Source organism: Mesorhizobium sp. CA8, from assembly GCF_020164955.1.
Lineage (GTDB): Bacteria > Pseudomonadota > Alphaproteobacteria > Rhizobiales > Rhizobiaceae > Mesorhizobium.
Window position 1 is genome coordinate 14,171 of record NZ_JAIUHG010000012.1, and the last position, 15,023, is coordinate 29,193.

Below are 15,023 nucleotides of genomic sequence, written 5' to 3' on the forward strand. Positions count from 1 at the left end.
CGGTTTGCGAGAACCGGCCTACGCCGGCCGTAGCCTTCATAGGGCAAAGACACTTGTGAGGGCTTCGGCCAGCGCAGGCCGGAAGCGCAGGAAGCCGGCATTTGCAGGCCGGCCTCACCTGAATATCAACACACCTCAGTTGGACGAGCCGGCTTTCTGCAAAGCCCTCACGCGGTCGGCAAGGCTGAGGCCGCGCCCAGTTTGCTGCCCCTCGCCCGCCAGTGCCTTGGCGATGGGCGAGTCCGGCCCATCGAGCTTCATCGTCAGATTGACGACCTCGGCCGCCAGTTCGTTCATCTGTTCGCGAAGACCGGCGCCGGAGCGTGCGTCGCCCGCCGATTCGGGCATTGCCGTCCCCGAAGCGGCAAGATCGATTTTCAGCCGCTTATTCTCACGCGCCAGCGCCGTCAGCCTTGCCTCCAGCCGTTCCCGGTCGCCGTCGAGCTTGGCGATTGCCTTGTCGACATCGTCACTTTTCACATCCGAGCCGGCAGCCAGTCGCGCGACGCCGTTTGGCACAGCGGTCTCCTTCGAACGTTCGCGCATTCGAGCGAGTTCCTTCTCGCGCCGGTCGAGCTTTTCCTCGCGGTCGGCAAGCGTGGCGAGCAGCCGCTCCACCTTCTTCTCGAGCTCGGCCGTTTTCTTCTTCTCGACTTTCAACGCTTCGCGCGCGGCCTTGCTTTCGGATGCGATTTCCTGGTTGCGCCGGTCCGCCTCCTTGCGCTGGCCTTTGAGCAACGCGATATCGCTGGCGAGCTTTTCCAGCTCGGATTCGCGCGCGACCAGCTCGATCTGGCGGTTGGAGGACGAGAAGCTGGCGTCGTCATACATCTGCTCGAGCTTTTGCAGGTCCAGCGTGCGCTTCTCCAAAGCCCGCTCCGTCTGTGCGAGCTTTTCCGACAGGCGGTGCAGATCCTCCTCGCGCTGCCTGAGCTCCGCATTTTTGGCCTGCAGATCGGAGAGCGCCTGGTTCTTATCCTTCTTTTCAACCGCGAGCCCCTTCAAGGCCTCGCGCCCGCGACCGATCTCGACGAGTTGTTCGGCTACCTTCTCCTGCAGATTCTTGACGGTAATCTCCAGCCGGCGCGTAGTCATGGCATATTCCGCACGGACCCGGTCCTTGTCCGCCTGGATCTCGGCTTGTGTCAGCGGTAACGAAGCCTCGATGCGCCTGCGCGTCAGGACAACGGCCCGTCGCCAGACCGCCGGCGCGACTAGCGTCACGAGAAAAACGGCGCAAAGGAAGCCGAGTACGAAGAACAGGACCGACTGGACCAAGGCGTGCTATCCACTTTAAGGAGCGGCAATCGCAGGATTGTGCCGCCTTGGCATGGCGGAAATTCAACGCGGCGGCAAGAGCTTGCCGCGGCGCGATCAGCACAGCCCGAGCGGTTGTCGCGAGCGCAATCCGATCAGAACGGGTTCCAGGTCGGCCTTTCGGTGAGCTTCAGATAGCCGAGATTGACCCCGAGACGGGCACCGACGCCGGTGCGGATCGGCACGAGCAGCACCCGGTTGCTCTGCAGCACGTTGAAGCCGACGCCGGCGATGACATAGGCGGAGCCGGCAACGCCGCCGAAGCGGTTATAGAGGCTGCTGATGTCGTCGAGGTTGTAGACCAGCATCATCACCCGGGAGCCCTCGCCGCCGAAATCCCAGCCGAGCGAAGGACCTTGCCAGAACACCTTATGGTCGCCGGCGTTCTTGGTGTAGAGCGTCCCCTCGCCATAGGTCAGGCCGCCGATCAGGGCGCCAGATCCTTCCTCGCCGAGCAGGTAGCCATTGGGCAGGCCATAGGAGGCAAAGATCTTCTCGACGACGGTGGCCAGGCCGCCGGACGTCTCGCCGAAGAATTTATGACCGGAATCGACGATTTCCTGAGCGGTGTACTGCTGAGCCCGCGACGCTGAGGTCGAAAGGACCAGAGCCGCCAGGAGTGTGATGGTCATGGTGAGGACACGGACGAACGTCCGGTCGTAGTATCGGGAAAACATGCTTCCAATCTCCGTCAGGGAGCACTTTCGCCGACGCCTCGCACCCCTGCGGCTCTTGCCGGCCGTTCAGGGTGGCTATCCCGTGCAAATTATGCCGTAATCCTTTTTCAACCATTAAGCTCCCACACGAAGATGGCGGTTCGAAGGCTGCACTTGCGTCTCGGCGGCGGGTTTCCCCCGCGAACACACCATTTTCGCCGTCGACAATTTTGGATTTGTTGATGCGCGCGCGGGCCCTGTGTATTCAGAAAGCGTTGGAAAGAGCGTGATTCGTGTTGGCAGGCGCGAAACTGTCGCTCGGCCATGAACAAGTGACTTAAGCAGGGATTTCGCCGATGGCCGAGCTTTTCACCCTTTCCGCGCCTGATCTCGCGGCGCTGCTTTGCAGCCGCGTCTGCCACGACATCATTTCGCCGGTGGGCGCAATCAACAACGGCCTCGAACTGCTCGACGAGGGCGGCGCCGACGAAGACGCCATGAAGCTCATTCGCCAGAGCGCCAAGAACGCCTCGGCCCGGCTGCAGTTTGCCCGCATCGCCTTCGGCGCCGCGGGCTCCGCCGGCATGATGATCGACACCGGCGATGCCGAGGCCGTGGCCATTGCCTTCTTGAAGAACGAAAAGCCGGAACTGGTTTGGAACGGCCCCCGGGCACTCCTGCCCAAGAACAAGGTCAAGCTGCTGCTCAACCTCATTCTCGTCGCCAACGCGGCCATACCGCGCGGCGGCAAGCTAGTGATCACGCTGGAGAGTCTCGAAACCGAGCCGCGTTTTTCGCTGTCGGCCCGCGGCCCGATGCTGCGCGTGCCGCCGAAGTTCCTCGAACTGCATTCCGGCCACAAGCCGGAGGAGCCGATCGACGCCCATTCGGTCCAGCCTTACTACACGCTGCTTCTGGCGCGTGAGGCCAATATGACGATCTCGATCCACGCGACAGCCGACGAGATCGTGCTGACGGCTGCATAAGAAAAGCCGAAATATCCTTTACCGCTGATGTTTTGTGCTGGCAGTGCAGGTCGAGCAATGCCAGCCGCAATCCATGTAACGGCGCCACGAGCCGCGCGATGTGCCTGTTTGGAAAAACTTTACCTAACGGCTTTTCGGCTTCTTTACCGGATTGGGCTATGGTGCTTTCCGGTTACCCGGAGGTTGCCGGTTCTGCAGATGGCGAAGAGGACCCAGACATGAAGCGCTGCCTGTTCGTCGATAATTCGAGCGTCATCAGGAAGGTCGCAAAACGCATTCTTGGCGGCTCGGATCTGATTGTCATCGAGGCGTCGACCGGGGTCGAGGCTGCCGAAATCTGCGCCGGCGACATGCCGGACGTGATTGTCATCGACGGTGGGCTTGCCGATATCCAGGCGGTCGATCTCATTCGCCGCATCCGCGCCATCGAAACTCCCGTCAAGCCGCAGATCCTGGTCTCGCTTGTCGAGGTCGACGTCGCGGCGATCATGCGCGCCAAGCGGGCCGGCGCTCAAGGCTATCTGCTGAAGCCCTTCAACCGCGCGCAACTGCTCGAAAGCTTCCGTTTCCTCAAGATCGCCGCCTGATTCGCGGCAACCGATTCGAACAAAAAACCCGGCCGGAGCCGGGTTTTCGTTCGAATCACTTGGATCGCCTACGCGCTGACGCGGATATCTTCCGGCTCGCGCAGCACATAGCCGCGGCCCCACACCGTCTCGATGTAGTTCTGGCCGCCGGACGCCGCGTCGAGCTTCTTGCGCAGCTTGCAGATGAAGACGTCGATGATCTTCAGCTCCGGCTCGTCCATTCCGCCGTAGAGATGGTTGAGGAACATTTCCTTGGTGAGCGTGGTGCCCTTGCGCAGCGAAAGCAGCTCCAGCATCTGATATTCCTTGCCGGTCAGGTGCACGCGCTGGCCGCCGACCTCGACCGTCTTGGCGTCGAGATTGACCACCAGGTCGCCGGTGGTGATGACCGACTGGGCATGGCCCTTGGAACGGCGCACGATCGCATGGATGCGCGCCACCAGTTCGTCCTTGTGGAAGGGCTTGGTCATATAGTCGTCGGCGCCGAAGCCGAGGCCGCGCACCTTGTCCTCGATGCCGGCCATGCCGGAAAGGATCAGGATCGGCGTCTTGACCTTGGAGAGGCGCAGCGTGCGCAGGACTTCATAGCCCGACATGTCGGGCAGATTGAGGTCCAGAAGGATGATGTCGTAGTCGTAGAGCTTGCCGAGATCGACCCCCTCTTCGCCGAGATCGGTCGTATAGACGTTGAAGCTCTCCGATTTCAGCATCAATTCGATGCTCTGTGCGGTTGCACTGTCATCTTCAATCAGCAGAACACGCATTTCATTCCCCTTTTCTGCTGCCGGACCATCTCACGACCCGTCCGGGACCCGGAGCAGTGATTGCCTGAACAGAAGGTGACACTGAATGGTTAACAAATCCTAATTTCGTGTCGTTCACGATATCAGATTTTTTAACCCCTTTCTACACCCACTTGAATCTAATAACGAATCACAGACCAAAACCGCTAATGCACTACATTAATAAGCCAGCCTAAGTGACTCCAGAGACTCGCTGGCCAGGGCTTCCCGCCGCAGCCGGAATTTTTACCCGGCCTTAAGTCCTCGCCCGTATGATTAACAATGCCCGTAAACGAATGGTTACCGCCGGCAAAAATCTTTAGGGCTTTGTTTCCCATAGCCCAGGGAAAGCCGGGGGAAACGGGCGGCGCTTGGATCGTTCCGGGCGTACTGGGCGGTATGCAGGTGTGCGTTTGCGGAGTATCGAGTCATGAAGTCACGTGAAAACCTCGTTCGACTGAAGCAGTTTCAGGTGAATGAGAAGCGGCGGCAGCTCTTGCAGCTGGACATGATGATCGCCGAGTTCGAGCGCATGGCCGTCGAGCTGGAAGCGCAGATCATCGCCGAAGAGAAAAAAGCCGGCATCACCGACATCAACCATTTCGCCTATCCGACCTTCGCCAAGGCGGCTCGCCTGCGCCGCGACAACCTCAGGAACTCACAAAGCGACCTCGCCCAGCAGCGAAGCACCGCCGAATCATTACTCGGCGAAGCTGAAGCGGAGCTGTCCAAGGCGGAGATGCTGGAATCGCGGGACACCAAGATCCGCGAGGCCGAAATAGGCGGCCGCAGCGCCATGATCGGCTGATCGCCGGGAATATTCTCAGTCCTGCCGGAGACCTCCCGGCATCTTCAGAACCGGCAATCGGCAGAAACCGGCCTCGCCGTCTTCACGGCATAGCAGCCTTCTCGCCGTGATCGGCCGATGCCCGGGCTCGGGCATCCTTGATTTCGGATGCATGCTCTTCCGCCCAGGAGCGGATCTGGCTGAGCAGGCCCGCGAGGTTCTGGCCAAGCTCCGTCAGCTCATATTCGACGCGCGGCGGAATGACCGCAAACACCTCGCGCCGCACAAGGCCGTCACGCTCCAGCACGCGCAGCGTCTGCGTCAGCATTTTGGGCGTGATGCCCTCCAGCTTGCGCGCCAGTTCGCCATTGCGCAGCCGGCCGCGCCGCAGCGCGCAGACGGTGAGATAAACCCATTTGCTCGCAAGCATCTCGAGCACGGTATGCGATGGGCAGGAGCGCCGGAACGCATCGTAGCCGAAGGGGGATATGTCCTCGCTATCCATGAGGTATCTATATATATAAAAAGTACATACTCGACAATCGAATATTACTATCCAAATGATAGCGGCACATCTACTCGAGCAGGAGGCGTTCATGCGTGCCGTTATCCAGACTTCCGTCGGCGGACCCGAGGTCCTTTTCGCCGCCGAGCAGCCCGACCCCGCGCCAAAGCCCGGTGAAGTGCTCGTCCGCGTCAAGGCGGCGGGCATCAACCCGGTCGATGGCGCCGTGCGCGGCGGTTTCGTTCCGCTGCTCGGCGAACCGCCTTTCATCCTTGGCTGGGATATTTCGGGGACCGTCGCGGCGCTCGGTTCTGGCGTGACCGCCTTCAAGCTCGGCGACGAGGTATTCGGCATGCCGCGCTTCCCCAAACAGGCCGGCGCCTATGCCGAGCTTGCCGCGGCGCCGGCGAATGAGATCGCCACGAAACCAGCCGCCATCGACCACACGCATGCCGCAGCCTTGCCACTGGCCGGTCTGACGGCCTGGCAAGGCCTCGTCCGCCATGGCGGCCTGCAAGCGGGGCAACGCGTGCTGGTTCATGCCGGAGCCGGTGGCGTCGGCCATCTGGCGGTGCAGATCGCCAAGGCGCTCGGCGCCTGGGTGGCCTCGACCGCCAGTCCGGACAAAACCGACTATGTCCGTTCGATCGGAGCGGACGAGGTGATCGACTACACCAGCGACGATTTCACCGTGAAGGTCGGCAATGTCGATCTGGTGCTGGATCCGATCGGCGGCGATCATGCCGATAAGTCGCTGGAAGCGTTGCGTGATGGCGGCGTTCTGGTGTCGCTGCTCGACGTTCACGACGCTACGAAGGCGAAGGCCAGCGCACGCGGTGTTCGCGTGGAGCGCATGTCTGTAGTGCCTGATCGCGAGGGCCTTGTCGAACTCGCCAGGCTGGTCGATGCCAAAAAGCTGATGCCGCATGTGGCCAAAGCTTTCCCGCTCGACCAGGCAGCAGCCGCCCATGCCTTCCTTGCGACCCGCCCCATCGGCAAGGTCGTGCTGACTGTCTGATGGAAGGCCGCTTCAAGGCGAAGGGCGCGGAGTTCCGCGCCCTTCGCTCGTTTTCGGCCGGCAGCTTAATGCCGGTATTGCTGGATCCGCGTGGTGCGGAGCCCGGCAAGGCCGTACTCGTCGATCGATGCCTGCCAGGAGAGAAATTCTTCGGTGGTGAGCTTGTAGCGCTGGCAGGCTTCTTCAAGGCTGAGCAGGCCGCCGCGTACCGCGGCGACCACTTCTGCCTTGCGCCGAATAACCCAGCGCCGCGTGTTCGTCGGCGGCAGATCGGCGATCGTAAGAGGGCTGCCGTCGGGCCCGATAACATACTTGACTCTAGGTCTAACCAGATCGGTCATCGTACTCTCTACTAAAAACTCAAAGACCCAATCCCCGCCACAGTACCGCCACAGCTTTAAAAATTGCCTAAGCGAACCCTAATCACTAGGTAAGGATCGTGAACGCCCGGTTAGGATATCGTTTAGAATTTGAAACACGGGCCTCCAGGCGCTGAAATTGCCGGTAATCTCGTCCTGGGCCGCAAGCTGGCGCAGACGTGGCGCTTGACCTATATTCCGGCCATTGGCATTGAGCGCCGCACAGTGAAAGCATCATGAACAGCCTCGATCTCCCTCGCCGCCCAGAAGAAACCCGTGTCGTCGTCGCGATGTCGGGCGGTGTCGATTCGTCTGTGGTCGCAGGCATCCTGAAGCGCGAAGGCTATGACGTCGTCGGCGTAACGCTGCAGCTTTACGATCACGGCGCGGCCACTCATCGCGCCGGTTCATGCTGCGCCGGGCAGGACATTGACGACGCTCGCCGCGTTTCCGAGACGATCGGCATCCCGCACTACGTGCTCGACTATGAGGAGCGCTTCCGCAAGGCGGTCATCGATCCTTTTGCCGAGAGCTATGTCGCCGGCGAGACGCCGATCCCGTGCGTGTCCTGCAATCAGACGGTGAAGTTCGCCGATCTTCTGGCGACCGCTCAGGATCTCGGCGCCGACGCTTTGGCCACTGGGCACTATATTCGTTCGAGCGCCAATGGCGCGCATCGCGCGCTCTACCGGCCGGTCGACGCCGACCGCGACCAGAGCTATTTCCTGTTCGCTACCACGCAGGCGCAGATCGACTATCTGCGCTTCCCGCTCGGCGGCCTGTCGAAGCCGCAGGTCCGCGCCATCGCCGAGGAAATGGGGCTCACCGTCGCCGCCAAGCAGGATAGCCAGGACATCTGCTTCGTGCCGCAGGGCAAGTATTCCGACATCATCGCCAAGCTGAAGCCAGCTGCGGCCAATCCCGGCGACATCGTCCATATCGACGGCCGCGTGCTCGGCCGCCATGAAGGCATCCTGCGCTACACGATCGGCCAGCGCCGCGGTATCGGTATCGCTTCCGGCGAGCCGCTCTACGTCGTTCACCTCGACGCCGACCGCGCGCGCGTCATCGTCGGCCCGCGCGAGGCGCTGGAGACACACAAGATTTATCTGCGCAACATGAACTGGCTGGGCGACGGGCCTCTGTCGGATGTTCCGGCCGGCGGTATAGAGCTCTTCGCGAAAGTCCGCTCGACCAGGCCGCCCCGTCCGGCCGTGCTGCACTACCGCAACGGCGTGACCTCCGTCGAGCTGGCCGACGGCGAATCGGGCATCGCGCCGGGGCAGGCCTGCGTGCTCTATTCCGACGACGGCAACGAGGCGCGTGTCTTCGGCGGCGGCTTCATCGAGCGTTCCGAGCGCGGCGCGGAAGCCGAGGCAATGCTGTCCAGGCTGGCGGCCAGGCCGGCGCAGATTCCCGCTGAGTAAATTCTCGATCTGATCGCTTTATGCAGACGAGCCGGTGTGGATCACCGTGCCGGCGGTCAGGATGCGAAGCACCCGGATTGCTTCCTCGCCATCGGTGCGGGGCTCGGCGCGCGTCTCGATGCATTGCATGAAATGGGCAAGCTCGCGCGTCAGCGGCATCCCCTCACCGACGGCCACATAGGCAGGCTCATTGGCGGTGAAGGCCCACTGGCCGCTGTCCTGCCAGACTGCGTGGCGGTAGACGGCAAGCTTGCGCTCCCAGGGCTCGACGTCGTCGAACACCGCCATTGCCTTGGTGCCGACCACCGTCAGCCGCCGCTCGCGATAAGGGTTGAGGCGCGAGGCGAAGAGATGGCTGCGCAGGCCGTTCGGGAAACGCATATGCAGATGCGCGAAGTCACTGAGATTGTCGAGGAGTGCTGCCCCCTCGCCCCTGACCTCGATCGGCTCGGTGCCGGTGATGGCCAGGATCATCGACAAATCGTGCGGGGCAAGGTCCCAAAGCGCGTCGTTCTCGGTGTGGAACTTGCCGAGGCCGAGCCGGTGCGAGTGGATGTAGCGCACCTCGCCGAGCTCGCCATTGTCGATCAGAGCCTTCAGCGTCTCGAAAGCGGGATGGAAGCGCAGCACATGGCCGACCATGAAGATCCGGCCATTGTCCTTTGCCGCCTTCACCGCGCGCTCGGCGTCGTCGACCGTCAGCGCGATCGGCTTTTCCACCAGCACGTCCTTGCCGCTTTCGACGGCGCGCACCGCGGTGTCGGCATGGAATTGCGGCGGCAGCGCCATGACGATGGCGTCGATGTCCGTCCGCTCGAACAGTCTGTCCGGCTCGATCGCCAGGCAGTCCTGCTCGCTGGCGAAACCTTCGGCGCGGGCGCGGTTGGCGTCGGAAACGGCATGCAGCGCGCCAAGCGCCTTGAGGGTGCGGATATGGTTGCTGCCCCAGTATCCGCAACCGAGGACGGCGATGCGCGGCTTCATTCGTTCGAACTCTAGAATTTCTTGGCCGAGACATAGCGACGTGCCCCGCCGAACTCAACCCCGCGACATAAGCTGAGTGCCTGCCCGGCAAAGCTTTCCGGGATGAGATTATGCCGGCCGGATTACGCCCGCATGTCGGCCTCTTCCAAGCTTGACAGGCTCACCCTCGCAACCTTATATCCGCGCGACCTCGGCGAAACGCCTCGAGATGCCTGTCCATCAAGGACGGTTTTCCGGGCCATTTGCCACCCTGGCGGGGTAGCTCAGTTGGTTAGAGCACGGGAATCATAATCCTGGGGTCGGGGGTTCAAGTCCCTCCCCCGCTACCAGCCCCTTGAGGGCATCCAAAATTCAATGAAGTCATGGACGCCCCTAGGCGTTGTGCCCTGACACGTCACAATGCATCCCTTCCGGGACCAAAATCGAGCTTAATTGAATTCGCTTTGGCGGCGGCCTATACGTCGGCCATGGAAACCATAGCAAGCGCCCAGAAAAATGTAGTTCCTCTGTCCGGCGGCAAGCCTCATACGGGATCGGCGGCGCCGTTCCTGCCGATGAGCCGCGCCGAGATGACGGCGCTCGGCTGGGATGAATGCGACATCGTGCTTGTCACAGGCGACGCCTATGTGGATCATCCGAGCTTCGGCATGGCGATCATCGGCCGTCTGCTCGAATCCCAGGGCTTCCGGGTCGGCATCATCTCGCAGCCCGACTGGCAGTCGGCAGAGCCGTTCAAGGCGCTGGGCAGGCCGAGGCTGTTCTTCGGCGTCACCGGGGGCAACCTCGATTCCATGGTCAACCGCTATACCTCGGACCGCAAGCTCCGCCATGACGACGCCTATACGGCGGGTGGTGAGGGCGGTAAGCGGCCGGACCGCTGCACGATCGTCTATACGCAGCGCTGCCGTGAGGCCTATAAGGACGTGCCGGTGGTGCTGGGCGGCATCGAAGCCTCGCTGCGTCGCATCTCCCATTACGACTACTGGTCCGACAAGGTGCGCCGCTCGATCCTGGCCGATGCCAAGGCCGATCTTTTGATCTACGGCAATGCCGAGCGCGCCGTCGTCGAGGTGGCGAACCGGCTTGCCGCCGGCGAAACGCCGCGCCAGCTCGACTCCATCAGGGGCGTCGCCCTGTTCCGCCGCGTGCCCGAGCACTTCACGGAACTCAATGCCGACGATCTCGATTCCGCCGACGAGGGCGCGAGCCGCAAACCTGGCGACATAGTGATCCGGTTGCCATCCTTCGAACAGGTCGAGGACGATCGCGATGCCTATGCCCGCGCCTCGCGCGTGCTGCATCGCGAGGCCAATCCCGGCAATGCCCGCCCGCTCGTCCAGCGCCATGGCGACCGCGACCTGTGGCTCAATCCGCCGCCGATCCCGCTGACCTCCGAAGAGATGGACGCCGTTTACGACCTGCCCTACGCGCGCGCCCCGCACCCGTCCTATGGCAATGCCAAAATCCCCGCCTGGGACATGATCAAGTTCTCGGTGACGGTCATGCGCGGCTGCTTCGGCGGCTGCACTTTCTGCTCGATCACCGAGCACGAAGGTCGCATCATCCAGAACCGCTCCGAGGGCTCGATCCTGCGCGAGATCGAGAAGATCCGCGACAAGACCCCGGGCTTTACCGGCGTGATCTCCGATATCGGCGGGCCGACCGCCAATATGTACCGGATGGCATGCAAGGACCCCAAGATCGAGGCGGCCTGCCGTCTGCCGTCCTGTGTATTTCCCGACATCTGCCCCAACCTCAATACCTCGCATGACGACCTGATCCGGCTCTACCGCAAGGTCCGCGAGGTCAAGGGCGTCAAGAAGGTGATGGTCGCCTCCGGCGTGCGTTATGACCTGGCCGTCAAGAGCCCCGAATATGTCAAGGAACTGGTGACCCACCACGTCGGCGGCTATCTCAAGATCGCGCCCGAGCACACCGAGCGCGGGCCGCTCGACAAGATGATGAAGCCCGGCATCGGAACCTATGACCGCTTCAAGGAGATGTTCGACGCCGCGGCCAAGGAGGCCGGCAAAAAATACTATCTCATTCCGTATTTCATCGCCGCCCATCCCGGCACGACCGACGAGGACATGATGAACCTGGCGCTCTGGCTAAAGAAGAACCGCTACCGTGCCGACCAGGTGCAGACGTTCCTGCCTTCGCCTATGGCCACGGCGACGGCCATGTACCATACCGGCGTCAACACGCTGAAGGGCGTCCGGCGCGGCGCGACGGACAAGGTCGAGACTGTTCGCGGCGGGCGGCAGCGCCGATTGCACAAGGCATTCCTGCGCTACCACGACCCTGACAATTGGCCCTTGCTGCGCGATGCCTTGAAGGAGATGGGGCGCGCCGAGCTTATCGGTCCCCGCCCCGACCAGCTCGTGCCCGCCCACCAGCCGCCCGGAACGGGCAAGGCTGCCGGCACGAAGCGCCCCTTGCGTCCCATCGGCAGAGGACAGAAATTCACCACCAAGGGCGTGCCCTTGCCAAAGAAGTGAGCCGCCTGCGAGGACGAGCGGTCTCCTCTATTGTGCTTTGTCGCACGCGTTTGGAGGAGGCGAAGCCTCACGCTGCATGACGGCCGCGAAGAAGCCGTCGGTATCATTGCGGGCGGGCGTCAGCGACAGGTAGTCCGAATGGGCTGAATTCGTCAGCTGCGGCGCGGCCTCGTGCAGCGGCACTGCACGAAAGGTCGGATTCCTCGCCAGGAAAGCGGCCACCTGCTCCTCATTCTCCGCGGGCAGCATGGAGCATGTCGCGTAGACCAGCCGTCCGCCGGGCTTCACCAGACGCGCCGCGCTCGCCAGAATTCTGGCCTGCAACGACACGAGGTTGTCCAGACCCTGTTCCTCCGGCGCGCGCCAGCGTGCATCGGGATTGCGTCGCCAAGTGCCGGTGCCGCTGCATGGCGCGTCCACCAGAACGCGATCGAAACCACCCTTGTGGCGCTTGATCCAGCGATCCGTCTCGCTGGCCAGAAGCCTGGTCTCGATATTGTGCAATCCTGCGCGCCGGAAGCGCTCGGCACTGCGCTTTAAGCGGCCGTCCATGACGTCGCAGGCGACAACGTGGCCCTTGTTGTTCATCTGCGTGGCGATGGCCAGGGTCTTGCCGCCAGCTCCGGCGCAGAAATCGACCACGCGCTCACCCGGCCGGGCATCGACCAGCAGAGCGACAAGCTGCGAGCCCTCGTCCTGAATCTCGACCTCGCCTGTTTTCAGCATCGGCAGGCTCGTCAGCGAGGGGCGTTCATTCACACGAATGCCGTACGGAGCCATGGCCGACGCCTCCGCCCGCAAGCCAAGATCCTTCAAGGCGCCAAGCATGGCCTCGCGCGTCGACTTGATCGGATTGACGCGCAGGTCAAGCGGCGCCGACGTCAGAAGTGCGGCCATCTCGTTTCCAAACGCTTCCTTGAAACGGCGCCGCAGGGGATCGGCCGCCCAGGACGGGCATTCAAGCTTGACCTCTTCCGGCATGCCGGGATGGTCGATTGTGCATCCCTGCAATTTGACCAGCAGCGCGTGCTCGTGATCCATCAGGCTGGCAGGCGCGAATTTCGCGCCATTGAACAAGCGTTTGATCTGATCGAGGGCCTTGCCTTCCTTCAGCGTCAGCCATGCAAGCAGCCGGTTGCGGGGCATGTCCTCGCGCCCATGCTTGGCCAGCCACCAGCCAAGCCGTGCATGGTGCCTCAGAAGCGCATAGAGCAACTCCAAAATCTGACCACGGTCCTTGTCGTGGATATAGCGCCGGGCTCGAAACCAAGCCGAGACGACAGCATCCGCGGGACGCGCAATGCTGTCGACTTCGTACATAAGTTCGATTGTGGCTTGCAGGCAGGCGGCAGGAGTCACGGAACAATGATCAGGCTGAAAAAACGCCTGTATAGTCGACAGAGCTGCTCCTGACTATTGGTCGCGCATCCCCGCTCTCATCCTTTGCGTTCCTGCAGGATATTGCCGCCGTCCACGACCAGAACGGCGCCATTGACATAGCTCGCCGCGTCGGATGCCAGGAACAGCACGGCGGCCGCGACTTCCGCGGGGCTGCCGGCGCGGCCGAGCGGCGTGTTTCGGGCAGCGACGAGCTCCTCCGGCGTCGAAGCGCCCGTTGCGATCCACCCGGGCGCCACGGCGTTGACCGTGACGCCGCTGCGGCCGACCTCCAGGGCGAGCGCGTGCGTCAGCCCGATCATGCCTGCCTTGGCTGCCGAATAGGCGGCCTCGCCTTCATTGGACACGTAAGGTCCCGTCACCGAAGCCATGTTGACGACGCGCCCATGGCCGCGCTGCACCATGCCGGCCAGAAATCCGCGCGTGCTCAAAAAGGCGGTTTTCAGGCTGACGTCGATGCCGCGGTCCCAGTCGCTTTCGCTGAGGTCGAGAAACCGCCGCTGCAATGCCGGCTGGGCAATTGTGCCCATCCCGGCATTGTTGACGAGGATGTCGATTTCGCCGGCCTCGGAGCGTAAACGCTCGACATCACCGGAGAGCGTCAGGTCGGCCATCAAAGCGCTTATATCGAGCCCTTCCGCCCGCAGTTCCTCCGCGCGCTGCTCGACGCGTGCGGACGAAGCGGTGATGATGACAGAAAGACCGGCCTCGCCCAGCGCCCGCGCGGTCGCGATTCCGATGCCGTCGGCGGCGCCCGCGCCGGTCACCAGCGCCTTGCGGGATTTGCCAAACACGATCATTTCCTCTCCACGGTTGGAATGCCGGCATGCCGGCGCGGTCCGTCATACCCGCAATGAAACCGACTAGGGCCCGGTTCAATAACCGGCGCTGACGCCGAAATCGATCGAAAGCGCGGCTCCGGTGATCGGCGCCGCGCCCGGCTGGCAAAGATAGTGGATGAAGGAAGCGATCTCCTCCACCCGGATGAACCTTGCTTTGTCGCCCTGCGGATAGTGCCCGAGAAGCCGGCGCTTGTAGCCGTCGGGGTCGTCTCCGCCATAAGTCTTGGCCTGATATTCGATCATCGGCGTTGCCGTGTCGCCGGGACAGACGGCGTTGACCCTGATGCCCTGCGATGCGAGTTCCAGGGCAAGAGCCTTCGTCAAGAGCACCAGCCCGCCCTTCGAGGCGCAATAAACGGCCGCCCCGTTGTTGCCGACGATGCCGGCGTCGGAGGCAATGTTGACGATCACGCCTTGCGCCGCCGACAGATGCGAGATGGCCGCCGAGATCAGAAAGAAGGCTCCCTTGAGATTGACGTCGAGCACCAGGTCCCACTGCTCTTCTGCGACCTCGCTCGCCGGTCCTTCGAGCCAGACGCCGGCGGCGTTGACGAGGATGTCGATCGCGCCGCCCCAATCCCTGGCCTTGCCCACCACGTCGCGGCAGGCGACGACGGAGCGGATATCGAGCGGCAAACCGATCGCGTCCGCCCCGGTCGCGGCAATCGTCGCAACGGCGGCGTCGAGCTTGGGGCCGGCAAGATCGGCGAGCGCGATCCGCTCGCCGTCGGCGGCGAAACGCAATCCGGTCGCGAGACCCATCCCCCCGGCGCCGCCGGCGATCAGGACAGTCCTGCCAGCCATTCGATAAGCTCCACGCAACGCAGTTCGGCAAAGGCAACCACGTCATTAGGCCATGTCGCATGGACCAGCC

At 62.8% G+C, this 15,023-nt stretch carries 15 protein-coding genes and 1 tRNA gene; 7 read left to right on the forward strand and 9 right to left on the reverse strand.

The genetic code is table 11. From position 1 onward, the window contains the following. Nucleotides 1-135: 135 nt before the first annotated feature. Entirely contained in the window at nucleotides 136-1,278 is a 1,143-nt protein-coding gene (locus tag LB553_RS14940; RefSeq protein ID WP_224514359.1) for a hypothetical protein, read from the reverse strand. A gap of 134 nt (nucleotides 1,279-1,412) precedes the next feature. After that, on the reverse strand, nucleotides 1,413-1,949 hold the full coding sequence (locus tag LB553_RS14945; RefSeq protein ID WP_224514585.1) for a DUF1134 domain-containing protein: 537 nt from the start codon (nucleotides 1,947-1,949) through the stop codon (nucleotides 1,413-1,415). A gap of 380 nt (nucleotides 1,950-2,329) precedes the next feature. Between LB553_RS14945 and chpT the strand changes: the two genes are divergently transcribed. Together chpT and LB553_RS14955 are read left to right on the forward strand one after the other, a co-directional pair. Further along, nucleotides 2,330-2,959, forward strand: a complete 630-nt coding sequence (gene chpT, locus LB553_RS14950; RefSeq protein WP_224514361.1) for a histidine phosphotransferase ChpT — start codon at nucleotides 2,330-2,332, stop codon at nucleotides 2,957-2,959. Between the two features lie 218 nt (nucleotides 2,960-3,177). Beyond that, nucleotides 3,178-3,546: a response regulator gene (locus tag LB553_RS14955; RefSeq protein ID WP_224514362.1), complete on the forward strand. Its 369-nt coding sequence runs from the start codon at nucleotides 3,178-3,180 to the stop codon at nucleotides 3,544-3,546. Nucleotides 3,547-3,614: 68 nt separating this feature from the next. On the opposite strand, the gene ctrA is transcribed toward LB553_RS14955, so the two are convergent. Next, nucleotides 3,615-4,310 carry a response regulator transcription factor CtrA gene (ctrA, locus tag LB553_RS14960; RefSeq protein WP_006203583.1) on the reverse strand — a complete coding sequence of 232 codons (696 nt, stop codon included), beginning with the start codon at nucleotides 4,308-4,310 and terminating at the stop codon, nucleotides 3,615-3,617. 448 nt (nucleotides 4,311-4,758) lie between these two features. On the opposite strand from ctrA, the gene LB553_RS14965 reads away from it, so the two are divergent. Next, the gene (locus LB553_RS14965) at nucleotides 4,759-5,136 is read left to right on the forward strand and encodes a flagellar export protein FliJ (RefSeq protein WP_224514364.1); all 378 of its coding nucleotides are present in this window, start codon (nucleotides 4,759-4,761) and stop codon (nucleotides 5,134-5,136) included. A gap of 82 nt (nucleotides 5,137-5,218) precedes the next feature. On the opposite strand, the gene LB553_RS14970 is transcribed toward LB553_RS14965, so the two are convergent. After that, the gene (locus LB553_RS14970; RefSeq protein WP_224514366.1) at nucleotides 5,219-5,620 is read right to left on the reverse strand and encodes a winged helix-turn-helix transcriptional regulator; all 402 of its coding nucleotides are present in this window, start codon (nucleotides 5,618-5,620) and stop codon (nucleotides 5,219-5,221) included. A gap of 91 nt (nucleotides 5,621-5,711) precedes the next feature. Between LB553_RS14970 and LB553_RS14975 the strand changes: the two genes are divergently transcribed. Beyond that, a complete protein-coding gene (locus tag LB553_RS14975; protein ID WP_224514369.1) occupies nucleotides 5,712-6,638 on the forward strand; it encodes an NADP-dependent oxidoreductase in 927 nt (308 codons plus the stop codon). A 65-nt stretch (nucleotides 6,639-6,703) separates the two neighbouring features. On the opposite strand, the gene LB553_RS14980 is transcribed toward LB553_RS14975, so the two are convergent. Beyond that, a complete protein-coding gene (locus LB553_RS14980) occupies nucleotides 6,704-6,979 on the reverse strand; it encodes a DUF1153 domain-containing protein (protein ID WP_006203587.1) in 276 nt (91 codons plus the stop codon). A 254-nt stretch (nucleotides 6,980-7,233) separates the two neighbouring features. On the opposite strand from LB553_RS14980, the gene mnmA reads away from it, so the two are divergent. Continuing rightward, on the forward strand, nucleotides 7,234-8,424 hold the full coding sequence (mnmA, locus tag LB553_RS14985; protein WP_224514370.1) for a tRNA 2-thiouridine(34) synthase MnmA: 1,191 nt from the start codon (nucleotides 7,234-7,236) through the stop codon (nucleotides 8,422-8,424). Nucleotides 8,425-8,442: 18 nt separating this feature from the next. On the opposite strand, the gene LB553_RS14990 is transcribed toward mnmA, so the two are convergent. Next, nucleotides 8,443-9,408 carry a Gfo/Idh/MocA family protein gene (locus LB553_RS14990; protein ID WP_224514372.1) on the reverse strand — a complete coding sequence of 322 codons (966 nt, stop codon included), beginning with the start codon at nucleotides 9,406-9,408 and terminating at the stop codon, nucleotides 8,443-8,445. Between the two features lie 252 nt (nucleotides 9,409-9,660). On the opposite strand from LB553_RS14990, the gene LB553_RS14995 reads away from it, so the two are divergent. Further along, nucleotides 9,661-9,737: transfer RNA gene (locus LB553_RS14995), tRNA-Met, on the forward strand. A gap of 138 nt (nucleotides 9,738-9,875) precedes the next feature. Next, nucleotides 9,876-11,909 (forward strand): YgiQ family radical SAM protein, encoded by a 2,034-nt coding sequence (locus LB553_RS15000; protein ID WP_224514374.1) that lies wholly within the window; start codon nucleotides 9,876-9,878, stop codon nucleotides 11,907-11,909. A gap of 27 nt (nucleotides 11,910-11,936) precedes the next feature. Here the strand turns inward: LB553_RS15000 and LB553_RS15005 are convergent, their stop codons facing one another. From LB553_RS15005 to LB553_RS15015, 3 genes are all read right to left on the reverse strand, one after another. Next, on the reverse strand, nucleotides 11,937-13,229 hold the full coding sequence (locus tag LB553_RS15005; RefSeq protein ID WP_224514376.1) for an RsmB/NOP family class I SAM-dependent RNA methyltransferase: 1,293 nt from the start codon (nucleotides 13,227-13,229) through the stop codon (nucleotides 11,937-11,939). 116 nt (nucleotides 13,230-13,345) lie between these two features. Further along, nucleotides 13,346-14,101 (reverse strand): SDR family NAD(P)-dependent oxidoreductase, encoded by a 756-nt coding sequence (locus LB553_RS15010; RefSeq protein WP_224514378.1) that lies wholly within the window; start codon nucleotides 14,099-14,101, stop codon nucleotides 13,346-13,348. 81 nt (nucleotides 14,102-14,182) lie between these two features. Next, nucleotides 14,183-14,953 (reverse strand): SDR family NAD(P)-dependent oxidoreductase, encoded by a 771-nt coding sequence (locus LB553_RS15015; RefSeq protein ID WP_224514379.1) that lies wholly within the window; start codon nucleotides 14,951-14,953, stop codon nucleotides 14,183-14,185. Nucleotides 14,954-15,023 lie beyond the last annotated feature (70 nt).

Coding starts and splice junctions, on each gene's coding strand:
- LB553_RS14945 (WP_224514585.1), bottom strand. CDS start 1,949: ATGACCATCACACTCCTGGCGGCTCTGGTCCTTTCGACCTCAGCGTCG.
- chpT (WP_224514361.1), top strand. CDS start 2,330: ATGGCCGAGCTTTTCACCCTTTCCGCGCCTGATCTCGCGGCGCTGCTT.
- LB553_RS14955 (WP_224514362.1), top strand. CDS start 3,178: ATGAAGCGCTGCCTGTTCGTCGATAATTCGAGCGTCATCAGGAAGGTC.
- ctrA (WP_006203583.1), bottom strand. CDS start 4,310: ATGCGTGTTCTGCTGATTGAAGATGACAGTGCAACCGCACAGAGCATC.
- LB553_RS14965 (WP_224514364.1), top strand. CDS start 4,759: ATGAAGTCACGTGAAAACCTCGTTCGACTGAAGCAGTTTCAGGTGAAT.
- LB553_RS14970 (WP_224514366.1), bottom strand. CDS start 5,620: ATGGATAGCGAGGACATATCCCCCTTCGGCTACGATGCGTTCCGGCGC.
- LB553_RS14975 (WP_224514369.1), top strand. CDS start 5,712: ATGCGTGCCGTTATCCAGACTTCCGTCGGCGGACCCGAGGTCCTTTTC.
- LB553_RS14980 (WP_006203587.1), bottom strand. CDS start 6,979: ATGACCGATCTGGTTAGACCTAGAGTCAAGTATGTTATCGGGCCCGAC.
- mnmA (WP_224514370.1), top strand. CDS start 7,234: ATGAACAGCCTCGATCTCCCTCGCCGCCCAGAAGAAACCCGTGTCGTC.
- LB553_RS14990 (WP_224514372.1), bottom strand. CDS start 9,408: ATGAAGCCGCGCATCGCCGTCCTCGGTTGCGGATACTGGGGCAGCAAC.
- LB553_RS15000 (WP_224514374.1), top strand. CDS start 9,876: ATGGAAACCATAGCAAGCGCCCAGAAAAATGTAGTTCCTCTGTCCGGC.
- LB553_RS15005 (WP_224514376.1), bottom strand. CDS start 13,229: ATGTACGAAGTCGACAGCATTGCGCGTCCCGCGGATGCTGTCGTCTCG.
- LB553_RS15015 (WP_224514379.1), bottom strand. CDS start 14,953: ATGGCTGGCAGGACTGTCCTGATCGCCGGCGGCGCCGGGGGGATGGGT.